13 protein-coding genes are annotated in these 14,242 nt (G+C 62.0%); 6 read left to right on the top strand and 7 right to left on the bottom strand.

The features are described from left to right. The coding region (locus PLL20_19115) for a hypothetical protein (GenBank protein HPD32108.1) at window positions 1-1,098 on the top strand (1,098 nt) is incomplete at its 5' end. A 132-nt stretch (window positions 1,099-1,230) separates the two neighbouring features. Here PLL20_19115 and PLL20_19110 read toward each other — a convergent pair. Next, window positions 1,231-1,929: a HEAT repeat domain-containing protein gene (locus PLL20_19110; GenBank protein ID HPD32107.1), complete on the bottom strand. Its 699-nt coding sequence runs from the start codon at window positions 1,927-1,929 to the stop codon at window positions 1,231-1,233. 399 nt (window positions 1,930-2,328) lie between these two features. On the opposite strand from PLL20_19110, the gene PLL20_19105 reads away from it, so the two are divergent. The 3 genes from PLL20_19105 to PLL20_19095 are packed head-to-tail and all read left to right on the top strand — an operon-like array spanning window position 2,329 to window position 4,908. After that, window positions 2,329-2,868, top strand: a complete 540-nt coding sequence (locus PLL20_19105) for an FHA domain-containing protein (GenBank protein ID HPD32106.1) — start codon at window positions 2,329-2,331, stop codon at window positions 2,866-2,868. 34 nt (window positions 2,869-2,902) lie between these two features. Further along, window positions 2,903-4,420 carry a GspE/PulE family protein gene (locus PLL20_19100; protein ID HPD32105.1) on the top strand — a complete coding sequence of 506 codons (1,518 nt, stop codon included), beginning with the start codon at window positions 2,903-2,905 and terminating at the stop codon, window positions 4,418-4,420. Continuing rightward, entirely contained in the window at window positions 4,417-4,908 is a 492-nt protein-coding gene (locus tag PLL20_19095) for a hypothetical protein (GenBank protein ID HPD32104.1), read from the top strand. The genes PLL20_19100 and PLL20_19095 overlap by 4 nt, the downstream gene beginning before the upstream one ends. A gap of 273 nt (window positions 4,909-5,181) precedes the next feature. On the opposite strand, the gene PLL20_19090 is transcribed toward PLL20_19095, so the two are convergent. Both PLL20_19090 and PLL20_19085 read right to left on the bottom strand, forming a co-directional pair. Further along, window positions 5,182-5,547 (bottom strand): hypothetical protein, encoded by a 366-nt coding sequence (locus tag PLL20_19090; protein ID HPD32103.1) that lies wholly within the window; start codon window positions 5,545-5,547, stop codon window positions 5,182-5,184. Then, entirely contained in the window at window positions 5,544-6,755 is a 1,212-nt protein-coding gene (locus PLL20_19085) for a hypothetical protein (protein HPD32102.1), read from the bottom strand. The genes PLL20_19090 and PLL20_19085 overlap by 4 nt, the downstream gene beginning before the upstream one ends. 234 nt (window positions 6,756-6,989) lie before the next feature. Here PLL20_19085 and PLL20_19080 point away from each other — a divergent pair, with 234 nt between their 5' ends. Next, a complete protein-coding gene (locus tag PLL20_19080) occupies window positions 6,990-7,970 on the top strand; it encodes a glycoside hydrolase family 43 protein (GenBank protein HPD32101.1) in 981 nt (326 codons plus the stop codon). 321 nt (window positions 7,971-8,291) lie between these two features. Here PLL20_19080 and PLL20_19075 read toward each other — a convergent pair whose 3' ends face one another. Both PLL20_19075 and mutY read right to left on the bottom strand, forming a co-directional pair. Continuing rightward, on the bottom strand, window positions 8,292-9,485 hold the full coding sequence (locus PLL20_19075; protein ID HPD32100.1) for a hypothetical protein: 1,194 nt from the start codon (window positions 9,483-9,485) through the stop codon (window positions 8,292-8,294). A 218-nt stretch (window positions 9,486-9,703) separates the two neighbouring features. Then, on the bottom strand, window positions 9,704-10,807 hold the full coding sequence (gene mutY, locus PLL20_19070) for an A/G-specific adenine glycosylase (GenBank protein ID HPD32099.1): 1,104 nt from the start codon (window positions 10,805-10,807) through the stop codon (window positions 9,704-9,706). 230 nt (window positions 10,808-11,037) lie between these two features. Here mutY and rhmD point away from each other — a divergent pair, with 230 nt between their 5' ends. After that, on the top strand, window positions 11,038-12,231 hold the full coding sequence (gene rhmD / locus PLL20_19065) for an L-rhamnonate dehydratase (GenBank protein ID HPD32098.1): 1,194 nt from the start codon (window positions 11,038-11,040) through the stop codon (window positions 12,229-12,231). A 196-nt stretch (window positions 12,232-12,427) separates the two neighbouring features. Here the strand turns inward: rhmD and PLL20_19060 are convergent, their stop codons facing one another. After that, complete coding sequence (locus tag PLL20_19060) at window positions 12,428-12,871, bottom strand: hypothetical protein (GenBank protein ID HPD32097.1); 444 nt, start codon at window positions 12,869-12,871, stop codon at window positions 12,428-12,430. 6 nt (window positions 12,872-12,877) lie between these two features. Then, window positions 12,878-13,729 (bottom strand): prepilin-type N-terminal cleavage/methylation domain-containing protein, encoded by an 852-nt coding sequence (locus PLL20_19055; GenBank protein HPD32096.1) that lies wholly within the window; start codon window positions 13,727-13,729, stop codon window positions 12,878-12,880. Window positions 13,730-14,242: the final 513 nt, after the last annotated feature.

The raw sequence follows: 14,242 nt of genomic DNA, 5'->3' as shown, positions 1-14,242 counted from the left end.
AGACTACATATTCAAACCGGCGAAATCTCTGCACTTTCAGAACGACGCTGGCACTACGTCATGTGGGCCCTGCAGATGACCCGTTCACCCGACGGCATCGGCGAGGAAAAGGAAAACGGCATCTACCGGTTTACCTCGCCCGACGGCATTCACTGGAGCCGCGCCTCCACCACGCCGTGTATCCCCGGCAACGCCAAGGTCACGCCCACCTTCCCCGACGACCCCGGCCGGCCGCTCGTGGAAGGCGTCATCGACGACGTCTCGGTCGTTTACTGGTTCGAGCGGCTCGGCAAGTACGTGTGCTATCACAAGGTCATGACCCGCAATCCACGGCCCTACTCGACGACCAAAGGCGTGGGCAATATCCGCCAGTTTGCCCGCTTCGAAAGCACCGACGGCATCACCTGGAACATCGACAGCCCGACGTGGGCCTTCTACGTCGACGAGGAGGACGAGGCCTGGGAACCCTACCTGCAGTTCTACGGAATCGGGATCCTGCCGGTCGGCGACTTATACTTGGCCACCACGATGGAGTGGCACAGCGGCAAGCAGGACAACATTGAGGTCGGCCTGGCCTACAGCACCGATACCATCAAGTGGCACCGGCCTTTCAGAGGCCGGTTCATCCTGCCCCGAAGCGCCGAGGGTGAGTGGGATTGGGGTCAGACCCGCCAAGCCGCCGGCATCATCGAAAAAGACGGCCTGTGGTGGTTGTACTACACGGGTTACCCGTTTACCCACGACGATCCGCTGCGCAAACAGCACTACTACACGGGCATCGGCCTCGCCCGCATGCCCGTCGGCCGGGTTGTCTCCGCCCGGAGTTGGAAGAGCAAGGGAACATGGACCATCGGACCGGTGATCCTGAACGGCGAAACGCTGTCCATCAATGCCCGGGTCTATAAGGAAATGGACATCGAGGTGCTCGACAACGGCGGCCGGCCGATTCCCGGCTTCACCGCAAAGATCAAGATGCGCGACGAGACTCGCCTACCCGTGAAGTGGACGTCCGGCAAACCGGCCGATCTGAAGGGCAAGCCGGTCAAAATCCGGTTCAACCTGTACGACGCAGAGGTGTTCGCGATCACCTGCGATTGAGACCCGGTATCAAAACCCACATCCGGGACCACCGTAGTCTCCCACTCGGCAGCGGCGGTCAGTTCAACGGTTCGTTCACGACCGACTGAGCGCCAGGTGACACCCGATCGCGATGATTCCGAACCGGCCGCGTCAGTCCCAGCCACCCAGCCGCAACGCCCGGCGGATGGCTCGCTGTTGCTTCTCAAACCAGCTCGGCGGAGCCGGCCGCGTCGTCTGCGGAGTCTGGCCGGCTTTGGCGAAGGGATCCGGCGTTTGGGCGATCCACGCCTCCCACGCATCCGCGTCAAAATCATGGGTCGTGCCCGTCAAGGCGATCAAGGACAACTCGGCCCGCTCGGCGATGGCAAAGTCCCGGTCACGCAGCAGGCGGATCAACGGCGCCAGCACGGCCCGGTCCTTGAAGCAACCGAGCATTTCCGTCGCCGTGATACGCACGCTGCGCGACGAATCGAACTCGGCCATCCGAATCGCCAGGTCTCGGGCGATTTCACGCTGGGCACTCGCGAGCGCTTTTCGCTGATCCAGTTCGGCAAGGGCATGCAACGCCTCCCACCGCACGTCATCGTCAGCCGGAACGGCCTTGTCACCGGGCTTCGCCGCCTGCAAAACGGCGAGCATCGTTCCGACCGGCCGATCGTCTTTGTAGCGAGCCAAGCCGCGAATGGCGATGCACCGAATCTGGCTGACCGGATCCGTGCGGGCGACCGCGTCGAGTACATGGAAGACCTCCGGGCGGGCATAGTCCCCGCTTTCGGCCAGCCGGGCCACCGCCTCCCGGCGATCATCCGCGTTGCTCCTGGACAGGTCCTCAGGCAACGCCGCTTCCATGGCCGTCTCCAGAGAGCGGTACTTCCATTGACGCTTGGCCTGCCGCGAACAACCGACCGAAGCCAGGCAAACCCCGAGCACAACAATCCCGAACGCTCGCCCAGCCCGCTTCACAAACAGCCGACCGGCACACCGCGCCCTCGGGGCCCCATCTTTACTTCCCAAACCATACCGTGACGACATGGATCCTGAGTTCATGGGCCGACCACTCCGCAATGAGATCGCCGCGCCAAGACCGCCGGTCCGGCGATGCTCACTTGGCCCGCCGGCGTTCCCGACGGAGTCTACCGACGAAGGGCTGCGTCCACAAGATACCTGCGGCGGACCTTCCCATACCGCTGTCACTTGTGGTAAGCTGTTCTGACGTCGACCTATTCGCTTGTGCATGGTGGTGCTGCGATGGTCTCCTACTCGACGCCTCCCGAAGCAATCGATGAACGGTTCATCGAGATCCTGATCGAGGAACTCGGCCCCAAGGGACCACGGCTCCCCGCCGGCGAGGATGATCAGACCCTCCCAATACCTCCGAAACCGGCCTCGCACGACGACGAGCTCTTGCCTTTGCCACTCGAACCCCTCGAGGACACCGTGTTGGACCATCCCCCCCTGCCTCAAGAGGTCCCTGCGGCTGCTCCGCTGGTGCTGCGGATCGTCGAGCCGGGCGAACCCGATCAAGTAGTTAAGCTCGCCGGCAACGCAATCGGCATTGGCCGTTCCCGAATCAATACCGTCGTCGTTCGCTGCCCACGCGTCAGCCGCAAACACCTTCGCGTATGGATGGAGGCGGGAGCCGTCTGGGTCGAGGAAATGACCGGCAATCACATAATGAGCGTTAACGGGGTCAGAATGCCCCGCGCGCGGCTGCAACTGAACGACGAAGTGCAGGTAGGCAGCGTCAAGTTATTCGTGGAGTCCCAGGAAAGCGGCGAATCACAATGAGCCGGCTACCCGCCGGCCCGACAACGAGCAAGGCATGAAGTACCCCCCCTTCCTCATAAGTCCGCTCTGGCTCACCGTGCTGGTCGGCCTGATGTACCTCTGGCTGCACTGCGTCGCCGGCCTCAGCAAGCGGCTGACCTCGCAAAACCGCTCCGCACCTTACCTGAACCTGCTCATCATCTTGACCGGCCCGTTTGCCTGGCTCGGTTGGTGGGGCAAAAACCATCGGCTGCATACCTCTGAGGGTTGGAAGGAACTTGCCTCAAACATTCAGGCATTTGTCCGGCGCGGCTGGGTCGGCCGCAGGTATGAGGACGATGTCATTACCGTGCTGGCGCGCGCCGACGGGACGGCGGCAGCCGGCCTGTCCCGCGGATCAGGACGCGGCAGCGAGCCGATGGCCCTGACCTTGGCTCGGCAGATCATCGACTGGGCCGTTGACTTGCGCGCATCCGACATCCTCATGGACCCCAAGCCCGATCAGAGTTATGAGCTCCGCTATCGCGTCGACGGCCTCCTTCGCGAGCCCCAGCGGATCGAGCGCGAAACGGCCCTGGCTACGCTGAACTGCTTTAAGATTCTGGCGGACATGAATATCGCCGAACGCCGCCGCGCACAGGACGGCTCACTGCTGGCTTACTACAACGATCGCGAGATCAAGCTCCGCGTCGCCACCGCGGGAACCGTGTACGGCGAGAAAATCGTCATCCGCGTTCTCGACGCTGCCGTCGGCCTGTTTCGCCTTGACCAGCTCGGCCTCTCCCAGACGCAGATGGATCGGCTCCGCGGCCAGATCCACCGGGCACACAGCATGCTCCTCATCTGCGGCCCCACCGGCAGCGGCAAAAGCACCACCCTTTACGCCGCCATCAACGAACTCGGCAACACCGGCCGCAACATCATCACCATCGAGGATCCCATCGAATACGCGCTTCCCATCGCCAGCCAGACGGCCATCAACCCCAAGGCCGACATTACCTTTGCCAGCCAGCTTCGCCACGTCTTGAGACAATCCCCCGACGTTATCATGGTCGGCGAGATCCGCGACGCCGAGACCGCCAGGATAGCACTCCAGGCCTCCGAAACCGGACATCTCGTGTTCTCGACTCTCCATTCGAATGACGCCGTGACCGGGCTCATCCGTCTGATTGAACTGGGCATCGAGCCGCATACCATCTCCGCATCCGTGAATTGCCTGATGTCTCAACGCCTGGTTCGCAGGCTTTGCACCAAATGTCGGGCCCGAACCTCGATTTCCACTCGTCTCAAGCGGGAGGCCGACCAGCGACGTATCCCGCTGGGCAACATCTACGAGCCCGTCGGCTGCCCGGCGTGTGACGGAACCGGCTACAGCGGCCGCGAGGGCATTTTCGAGATGCTCGAAATGTCGCCGGCCCTCGGAGAGCAACTGGCTACCCGGCCCACGATGAACGCCCTTTTCGGCGTCGCACGAACCGCCGGCATGACCACGATCAGGCAGCACGGCATCGCCAAGGTGCTGAACGGCACGACCAGCGTGGCCGAGGTTGTTCGCGTAACGGTGTTTCGATGATTCTTCTTGTCGTGATCATACTGTCGACCGTCATCGCTTGCTGGAGCATGAACATAGGTCTCTACGCCATGCTGAGCCGCTATGTCATGGTCGTCCTGGCTGTCGCGGCCGGGATCGGCTTTTCCGGCCCCTTGCGACAGTCCATTCCGACGGACAACCGCTTTCTCTACGGTCCGTGCCTGCTCACCGTCGCCGTGCTCATGTACGCGCTGCAGCGCAAACTGGCCCAAGGCTGCCTCGATGAGCCTGAGCTCGCCTTGCCGCCGTTCATCAATCGGCTGGGCGGAGGCCTGCTGGGTTTCCTGCTGACCATGACCTGCCTGAGCTATCTGGCCCTCGTTCTCGCCACTTTCCCCCTGCCCGAGCAGGATGTGATACTTCCTGAAATCAGGCAGATCGCTCGCCTCGCCGTCGGAACCGCACGGGCGGTAAGTCTCCTGGCCGGCACCGGCCGGCAGATCACCCTGGACACCGTCCTGCCGCAGTAGAGGTACAAAGGAAGGCGACCCCCCCCGCACTGACTGCCGCCCTCGCTTGGCGTTGTCTTGACCATGCGCTCCCGGGCAAACACGGTGCCTGTTTCGACCGATCCTGACGGTGGTCCTCTGCGGCTCAAACACGTCATATTCAGAAGCGATACGCGTGCTGACCCCTCTACCGTCTTCTTCTGATGATCACGGATCAGATGAACCGCCGCAGTCGACCCCCTGCGCCGGCATCCCGCAGAATCGGATTGCGGTTCGATGATCGCCGGTACAGCCTCATGCCGCGGAGCCTCCGTCTTTCGAAACCGGTCCCTGCATCTTCATCGAGAACTCGCCGGCCCTTCTTATCCACAGCATCGCCATCACCTGGAATACAGCGGCCGCAATCAGCAGGATCGGTGCGACGACCGCCGTGGCCATGTAGAACAGCACGTACATCACGGCCTGGAAGGATTGGAGAACCTGGGCATTGCGGCCCTCGGGCAGGGTTCCGCAGAAGATGCTTGTGCTCTCACGCCATCCGAGCAGGTGCAGGACCAGATAGACAACCACAAAGGTGGCGGCACACAACACAAATGAACCGGGTGAGAACCATTTCATGGCCCTGATCCGCCGGTGCAGAGTTCGCCACCTGCCCATCATGGTGCCTCCACCCTTCGTCCTCGCTCGCGGATGGTCTGCCAAAGCGGCCCGGCGACGGCGGAATACAGCAGTACCGCGTCACCAACCTGGTTGCTGGCACAGAACTGCATCCGGCCGTCGTGAAACAACGGGAACCCCGCGAACATCAGCGTCGTCGTCAGCGCCCCGTAGTACTCGATGTCCCCGAACGATGCCGCGGCGACAAATGCCTGCCCGCTCGAGCCCGCGCTCAAGTCGATAATCGGAATCACCGGCCCCGAATCAATGTCCATCGGCCCGACCCAGGACTTGGGCCACTCGCCGGCCCACCCGAAACCCAGGCATTGATGCGCAATCTCCCGCTTGGCCCGACGATACTGGTCCTCCGCGAATGCCTCATCCACGATCTTCAGCCAATGAGCGGCCATCCAGATCGTCGAGCCTTCCGGCCCGTCCACCGCCTGCCCCTCGTACGTGTAGGATGAACAAAGCAGACCCGTTTGTTGGTGCACCAGCTTCTCCTTCGCCCTCGCGATCCAATCCCGCCGAAGCTGCCCATGATCTTCGCCGTCGAGCACCTCGTGCATCCTGATCGCCGCCAGGGCGACGGTGTTGCAGAACGTCCAGCACTCGTTCGGATAACTCTCGCACGAGAGAACCGGCCCGACGGCCATACGGTCGGCGGTGATGTGCACGAGTTCCCGCATGCGTTCTCGAAATGGCTCGTGCTCGGCCACCAGTCGCCGGGCCCCCATCATCATCGCCAGCTCACCGTCGACAAATATGCTGCGCACCGGCTGCTGCAGAAACTGCGACTGGTTGGCGTAGTCGAGCAGGAAGTAGCTGATCCCTTTCGCCTGGGCGAGACGATCCGTGTCCTCAATGATCCTGTCCATCACCTGGAGGTACTCATCCTGCTGCTGCGGCTCGTGGAGACACATGTTGGCCAGTGACAAAACCAGGAACGTCCGGCCCATGAAATCCCATTCCGGGTTGTTGACCCGCATCTTGTCAATATCGGCCTTGCCGTCCCCCGGCAGTGTCCAGAGATCCAAGTGCCGCCGAGCCAATTGGCGGGCCAACGGCGCAACGGTCGTTTCGCTGCGGAACTGGTCACGACCGGGCCGGAAGACAAGATGCAGCAGAGGCAGCCAGACGGCCGTTCCGATGGCAATCGAAACCAGGCTCAACAGGAACCTGGAGCGAAAGGACATGCTTGCTACTGACACCTGCGAATTCACCCCGGTCTCCCCGACTCACATCCCGCACTGCACGCTCGTCCATCCACATTGCACTATACATGAACCGACCCCGCCGGACCATCGGGTTTGCAGAACCGGGCTGTGCGGCTTGAAAAAAACGTGCCCATCGGGGAAATTCCCAAGTCGGCATCGCCCGGTCCCAAAAGACCGGGCTCGGACCCTGTTTTGACCGCCGATCCTTCCTGCAACCGGGAGCAAACAATGATACAACTATGCATGGTTCTCATGACGACAATCGCGGCTGAAGGCCGCTTGGGCCAGGCCCCAACGTCAATGCCCCAAGGGGCTCAATCGTCAGCCCCCGCTCGGCCGGCACGAACATACCGAAACCCGATCATCGACCGCATCGGACCCGCCGATCCCGCGGTCATCCGCTACCGCGGCAAGTACTACCTCTACCCGACGCTCGACGGCAAGGGTTACGATGTGTTCGCATCCGACGACCTGGTGCACTGGGAACAGAAGGGCAAGTGCTACACCGACCCGCGCGGAGGCGCGTGGGCTCCTGATGTCTTCCATCACATTAAAGGCGACGGCAAGTTCTATCTCTACTACAGCGTGAACAAACCCGGCGGGGGCAAGCTGATCGGAGTGGCCGTGGCCGACGACCCGCTCGGACCCTTCACCGACAAGGGCAACCTGGTCAACGATGCCATCGACGCCCATCTGTTTCAGGATGATGACGGATCGATGTACCTGTACTACTCGGCCATGAGCCCCGGCGGCAGCAACATCGTCGTTCAGCCCATGGCGGACACGCTGAGCAAGAAGGGCGAACCCGTCACGCTCATCCGGCCGACCGATGAGTGGGAACGTCACCGCGCACCCATCGCCGAAGGCCCCTGGATGCTCAAGCACAAGGGCACGTACTACCTGATGTACTCCGGCAGCGGCGCCGATGGTCCGGACTACGGCGTCGGATACGCCACCGCCAAGTCGCCCACCGGGCCGTTCACCAAGTACGCGGGCAACCCGATCGCCAAACGCGGCAACGGCGTCTTCGGCCCGGGCCATCATTGCGTCATCGCCGGCCCGGACGGCCGTCTGTGGATGGTCTATCACCAGCAAAACAGCGAAAAACCTGGATGGAAACGTTTCCTGGCCATCGACCCACTGTGGTTCGACGAGCAGGGCGTGATTCACGTGAAGACCACCCGTGGAACCGACGAGCCCGCTCCGTAGGACAGGGTACCCCATCCCCAAGGCGCAAGAGACGGAATCGGCAACGGAAGCAATGTTTCAGCAACCCGCGGGTCGGCCGGAATGCCCGAGCCGCTGACGCCCTGTTCGAACATGCTGTTATCGTCCTGATGGATGACGTCGTTGCCGCATTGATGCGTGAATCGCTCCGGGTTCCCGTGCCGCCGGCTTGTCCGCAAGGGCTCCAGGTCCTCCTACGCCAGGCTCCCGCCGCAAGTCCATGAACCCATCGGCGGCCTGTCTCGAAGCGCGGACCCACGGCCGCGCGACCCTCGCCACCGGGGAGCCTGCAGATGAGACCGACTATTCGGCTCGGGGCGCGTCGTCGCAGGCGGCGGCCGCCGGTATCCCCGCTCCCGATGCGCAGGCCTCGAATGCTTCCAGGTCCGCCCAGTCGATATCGTCATCGCCGTCAATGGAGGGCCGAAACTGGCCGTTGCCATCCGTGTCCTCGCGATCAAAGCAATCGCATGCTGCCCGGTCGAACATCTCATTCGGGTCGCCTTCCCCCGTGAAGCAGACTTGGAAAAGAGCGAAGTCGGCCTGGTCGACGTCACCGTCCCTGTCGGCGTCGGCGAACGGGTCCGGGCAGGCGCAGGGCGGGATAATGTCACAGTCCGGATCGGCGCAGTCGATCAGGCTATCCCCGTCGTCGTCGAGCTCGTTGTCGCATATCTCGATGCAGGTGATCTCAGTGCTGATGGAAGCGTTGTCGAGATCGATGTAGTTGACCTGCCCCCCGAGATTATCATCCTCATTGATCAGCAGGGCCGCAGCCCCGTCAGGCAACGGGGCCTCGTCCACGCATAGCACCCCGTTCACCGTCCAATCCATGCAGTCATTGGGTTCCGGAGTCCCGTCCTGCCAGGCGTGGGCTCGGAGGGTGGTGGTGTTATCAAGGTTGTCCACTAATTCGAATCGCACCCACCAATCCTTGGTCACGTCGAAGCCGGCGACAGTCTTGTATCCACCCGAAGGGCATGCGTTCTGGACCTCGCCGGCTACCAGTTTCTGAAGCTGAAGATAGCCACGGTCGTCCATGACGCAGATGTAGCCGTTCAGGTTCACCAGATCCACGCGCAGCAGCCAGCCGGCGTTCAATTCCGAGTTGGTCGGAGTCTGGGCCAGGAGCGGGTTGGTGGAATAACGAATCAGCACTTTCGCGGAGATGTTGCCTCTGACGACGCGCGGCGATCCTGCAATCACATCGACATCGATCATCAGACCGGAGTCATTATCATCGTGCAGTCCGTTGAAACCCATTCGGAGAGACTCGTTGACGACTGAATTCCAGACTTCGTGAACACCCACGGCGTTGTAGACCGGATCGTAGAGAACCATGCCCGTGGTGCCGCTGGGGTCGATCAGCGTGCCGTCCCCCAGAATGAACGTGCCCGGACCGAAATCTCGCGACCACTGGCCCTGCGCGGGCAGGACGCAGGCCAGGACCACCATCCCAATCAGTGCTCCGCGGCCGAAAAGACGCATGGTATGCATGTTCAATCCCTTTCCTGAAATGACTCATGAGTTGACTGCCTTGAACATCCACGGCGCCGTACGACATGAACGGTCACCATCTTTACCATACCCCCACATGGCTCATTCGTTCAAGTCCTTTTTTTCAAATTCCGCAATGAGTTTGAAGTTTCGGGGCAAAGCGCTCGGCGCCGCGAAAGCGAAGGCAATTACGCATTTTCACTGTAATAATGCTGTTGTTACTTGTCCGACGCCTTTGCCGGCTTGGCGAGCGTTCGGCGGGCTCCCAGCAGTTCCATAATCACTTCACAGGCCCGGCTGGTACCCAGTCGGCGGTTCGGACCTGGCGAGATCCATCGCCATGGCCGGGGCGGGCTCTGCCCATCGCCGGCCGTGCCACTAAAGATCTCGAAGGTGATGCGACGGTGGGTGAGTCGGCGGGTCACAGTGGCTTTGGGGGCTCGGCTCAATCGGCATGAAATCGGCAAACCGGCCAGCAACCTTTTGCACGCGGCGACGAGCGATTCTCCATCAGCGACCGGCTCACTGGGCAGTTCCCACAGACCGGCCCAGAGGCCGGACGGCGGACGTTGAACGAAGAGCCACTCTTGCACGGACGTTCGAACACCCGTCCTGCGGATCGCCGCGACTACCATGCGGGCCGGCACCACGCGAGCTCGCCTCGCGGTCGGTGGAATCTGATCGGTCAGGCACCGCAGACGGGCCAGGCAACATCGCTTCAGAGGACATACGTCGCAGTTCGGCGCGCGCGGCAGGCACAGCGTGGCCCCGAGTTCCATCATCGCCTGATTGAAATCACCGCAACGCTTGCGCGGCAGCAGGCTTTCGGCGCGATCCCAAAGCCTCTTTCTTGCAGTGGGTGATTTCGGATCGGCCCTCATGGCCGACAAACGCATGAGAACGCGGATCACGTTGCCGTCCAGCACGGGGGCGCGAACGTCGTAGGCGATCGACGCGATGGCCCCGGCGGTGTAGCGGCCGATGCCGGGCAGGCGCATGAGCTCATCCACCGTCCGCGGCACGGTGCCGCCATATTGCTCGACGATTTTGCGGGCGGCGGCGTGCAGATTGCGGGCACGGCTATAGTAGCCTAGGCCCGACCACAGCGCGAGCACGTCGTCAAGCTCGGCGGCGGCCAAGGACCGGACAGTGGGGAAGCGCTTGATGAAACGCTCATAGTAGTTGAGAACGGTGCTGACCTGGGTCTGCTGGAGCATGAACTCGGCCAGGAGCTGGGCGTACGGGTCATCGAAACGTCGTCGCCAGGGCAGGTCGCGGCGGTTTGCATCGTACCAGCGCAGCAGAGGGCGAGAGATGGCCACGAGGGGCGAGGGCCGAGGGCCAGAATCACGCGAACAACGCTTTGTATGCGAGTCTCTCGCGGCTGCTTTCTGGGGCATGACGGTCCACCCTCCGATCGCCGAAGAGGAATGATAGTCACGGCTCAGTTGCCTGTCATCACTCGAAGGCCTGCATCAAGCCAGCGCGGGTGTGCTTGCGTGGCCCTTTTGCAGGGCCTAACCTGTTCGGGCAATGCCGTCGAGGGACTGTAATGAAGAAGATCGTTGACGTGCGGGCATATGTGGTGGGCGGGGCGGACCAGGGGGCGGATTATCATGCCCAGTCGAGCGGGCACTGGATCACCAGCACGGTGATCGCCACGCCGATGAGCAAGTATCCCGAGTACCAGAAGACTCGCGAGTCGTTCGGGATCGGCGTGCTGGGCACGACGATGGTGGAGGTCGAGGCAGAGGATGGCACGGCGGGCTTCGCGGTGACGACCGGCGGGGTGCCCGCGGCTTACCTGATCGAGCATCATTTCAAGCGATTCGTGGTCGGCAAGACGGCCGACGACACCGAAATCATGTTCGACCAAATGTACAACGCATCACTGTTCTACGGGCGCAAGGGGCTGACGATCAACGCGATTTCGGCGGTGGACTGTGCGGTGTGGGACCTGCGTGGGCGGCTGCGCGGTGAGCCGGTCTGGGCAATGATCGGCGGGAAGGTGCGAGATCGCCAGCCGATGTACGCAACCACGCCGCGGCCGGATCTGGCCAAACAGATGGGCTTTGCGGCCGCCAAGATTCCGCTGCCATATGGGCCGGCCCACGGTGAAGAGGGGCTGGCCGAGAATGTGAAACTCGCAGCCCGCTGGCGCGAGGCGTGCGGGCCGGATTTCCCGCTGGCGTACGACTGCTGGATGGCCCTGACGCCGGAGTACACGCTACGGCTGATCGAGGCCCTGGAACCGTACCGGTTTCGGTGGATCGAGGAATGCCTGCCGCCGGATGATTACGCCGGGTATCGGACCCTCGTTGAGCGCCGCAGCCACCCCATCTGGATCACCTCAGGCGAGCATGAATACACCCGGTGGGGCTTCGACAACCTGCTGGCCACCGGTGTGGACATGATTCAGCCGGACGTGACCTGGTGCGGCGGGTTGACCGAACTGCTCAAGATCAAGGCGATGGCCGCGGCCCGCAATCGTCTTGTGGTTCCGCACGGCTCGTCGGTCTACAGCTATCACTTCGCGATCACCAGCGACGCCACGCCGTTTGCCGAGTTCCTGATGATGTCCCCGAAGGCCGACCGGATCGTCCCGATGTTTTCGCCGTTGTTCGTCGATGAGCCCGTTCCGGTCGACGGATATCTCGAAGTACCCGACAAACCCGGATTCGGGGTGCGGTTCAATCCGAAGCTCGAGCGACAAAGGCCGTTTGTGGTCGCGCCATCTCGTGGGTGAGGCTCCTTGATGAATCCGTGGGCGCAGACCGGAGACGGTACGCTGCAAATGGCTGTCTCCCGCCCCTGTGCGATGAGGCACCCTTCACCTCGTCGGCCGCGGGACGTACATGCCGGCCCTCATGCTCGAATTGTCCTCGAACACGCGAAGAAGCGTGCGGGCGTCTGCGACCATGAGGACCAAAGAACCGGACATCCTACCCGCCGCCGGGGGTGTTCGGGCATTCTCCCACTTGTCCATTCACCGTGATGGTGGGCACCTGGGTGCCGTCGGGACAGTCGAGGGCAGGCACGCAACTGAACTTCCCGCATTTCGGGCACTTGACCGCTCGGATCGGTCCGCCTCCGCCGCCCCGCTGTTCTCGACTCGAGGTTGCGGCTGCCGCTCCCCCCTTGCCAACCGGTTGAACGTCGCCCTGTTTAAGCAGTTTGTCCCATTGGGCGGGCGTCAACTTGAAGGTGTGGTTGTCGTGCCAGCAAATGTAAGTGACGGCCGACTCCGGCGTGTCGAGTTGGTCATCTTCGGATGATGCTCGCAGGGCGAAGAACGCCGCCGCCGCCAGCATCACGCACGCCGCGACTACTTTCACGACGGTCTTTGTACGTCCGGGTTCCTCTTGAGATGCGAAGAAAGCTGTCATGTGCGTTCATTGCTCCCGATAGTCCTGCCGGGCCAACCAGTCGACCGTACCGCTGATATGACGCAAGCGACTGTTCTTCTTGAAATCAACATAGAGATACTGGGCGTGCCCGTCGAGAAAGCCCATGCAGTGGTAGTTCGGCTTTTTGTGCCAGGAGGTCACCTTGTAGTTCGGAATGAACTTGTCCGCCGTATTGAGCGCCCAGTCGGCCGGGTCCTCGTACAGCACGATGAAGCGCGTCGGGGCCTTCCTCAGCATCATCCGGACGATGTTGTCCTCGAGATAATCGATTCTCTGATCGAGGGCCGTTCCCGCATAGCCTTCACCCCCCGGACCCATGTCCGGGGAGCTGTCCGCATACGATGCCCAGTTGTGGTTGGATTGGTAGCTGGTTCCGAGCACGTCATAGCCGGGGCTCTTGGTGGCTTGGCTGTCCGGCTCGTTGTTCAGACGAACACCGAAGTCCGACGGACAGCGGTAAGCCTCCAGAGACATGCTGTTACGCATCTTTCCTTGGTAGACGTATCTGTTTAATGGGCGACGCTCAGCAGGTACGTCCCAGCCTCCCCACGTGACCTCGCCGTTGCCCTTTCTGCCGCCGAAGAGCCAGGTCTTGGGCATCCAGCAAAAACGCTCTTTCTCGTTGAGGATGTACGCCGTGACCGCCGTGCCGAGGCCTTTCAGGTTTGACAAACAGGCGGCGCGTTTCGCTTGTTCGCGCGCCTCCGACAGCGAGGGCAAGAGAATCGAAATGAGCAGAGCCATGATGGCCACCACGACAAGCACTTCAATGAGAGTAAAACCGCCGGACCAACGCCGAACACAAGAGATTCCATGACTGACGGATCCAGTATGCATGCTGGTACCTACCTCTCACATTAGGGCCGGGTCATCCCCTTCACCTTTTGCCCGACGTGTTGATCGACAGCGCCATGTGACCGGCGCCTTTCGGGCCGGGCGTACCTTTTAGCATTCTATCACCCGATTGAATCGGATGGAACCGGCCAGATTCATCATTTTCGGTACCGCATCGATTGCACGGCCGGGGATTGCCCAACCGCTCTTGAGAGAGCCTCGCCGCAACGCACGACGGTCTCAGTGGTTCGCTTGGCTGCCGGGAACGCCGTATAATGACCGACTTGCCCAGGGCCTGGCGCGGGGTCTGATAGGGGGCGATCCACCGCCCACGTCAAACAAACGCCGAGCGCTGATTCCGACGGGTGAGTGTCACATGAAGTCGATTTCAAGAACAGGTGTCATTGTTGGGGTCGCCTTGCTCGCCGGCCTCTATCTGCCGGCGGCGGCCCAGCAAACGGCTAGTCCCTGATCAAGCATACTCCGGCGAGGTTTTCTCGCTTTGTTCGTAAAAAA

It is taken from the genome of Phycisphaerae bacterium (genome assembly GCA_035384605.1).
In the GTDB taxonomy this organism is placed as follows: Bacteria; Planctomycetota; Phycisphaerae; order UBA1845; family PWPN01; genus JAUCQB01.
The sequence above is the reverse complement of the archived record's forward strand: the minus strand, read 5'-3'. Positions and strand labels throughout refer to the sequence as shown.

What these genes read in the sequence shown, in the direction of transcription:
- rhmD (HPD32098.1), top strand. Translation starts at nt 11,038, where the DNA reads ATGAAGAAGATCGTTGACGTGCGGGCATATGTGGTGGGCGGGGCGGAC.
- PLL20_19090 (HPD32103.1), bottom strand. Translation starts at nt 5,547, where the DNA reads ATGATGGGCAGGTGGCGAACTCTGCACCGGCGGATCAGGGCCATGAAA.
- PLL20_19080 (HPD32101.1), top strand. Translation starts at nt 6,990, where the DNA reads ATGATACAACTATGCATGGTTCTCATGACGACAATCGCGGCTGAAGGC.
- PLL20_19105 (HPD32106.1), top strand. Translation starts at nt 2,329, where the DNA reads ATGGTCTCCTACTCGACGCCTCCCGAAGCAATCGATGAACGGTTCATC.
- PLL20_19100 (HPD32105.1), top strand. Translation starts at nt 2,903, where the DNA reads ATGAAGTACCCCCCCTTCCTCATAAGTCCGCTCTGGCTCACCGTGCTG.
- PLL20_19095 (HPD32104.1), top strand. Translation starts at nt 4,417, where the DNA reads ATGATTCTTCTTGTCGTGATCATACTGTCGACCGTCATCGCTTGCTGG.
- PLL20_19110 (HPD32107.1), bottom strand. Translation starts at nt 1,929, where the DNA reads ATGGAAGCGGCGTTGCCTGAGGACCTGTCCAGGAGCAACGCGGATGAT.
- PLL20_19055 (HPD32096.1), bottom strand. Translation starts at nt 13,729, where the DNA reads ATGCATACTGGATCCGTCAGTCATGGAATCTCTTGTGTTCGGCGTTGG.
- PLL20_19075 (HPD32100.1), bottom strand. Translation starts at nt 9,485, where the DNA reads ATGCATACCATGCGTCTTTTCGGCCGCGGAGCACTGATTGGGATGGTG.
- PLL20_19060 (HPD32097.1), bottom strand. Translation starts at nt 12,871, where the DNA reads ATGACAGCTTTCTTCGCATCTCAAGAGGAACCCGGACGTACAAAGACC.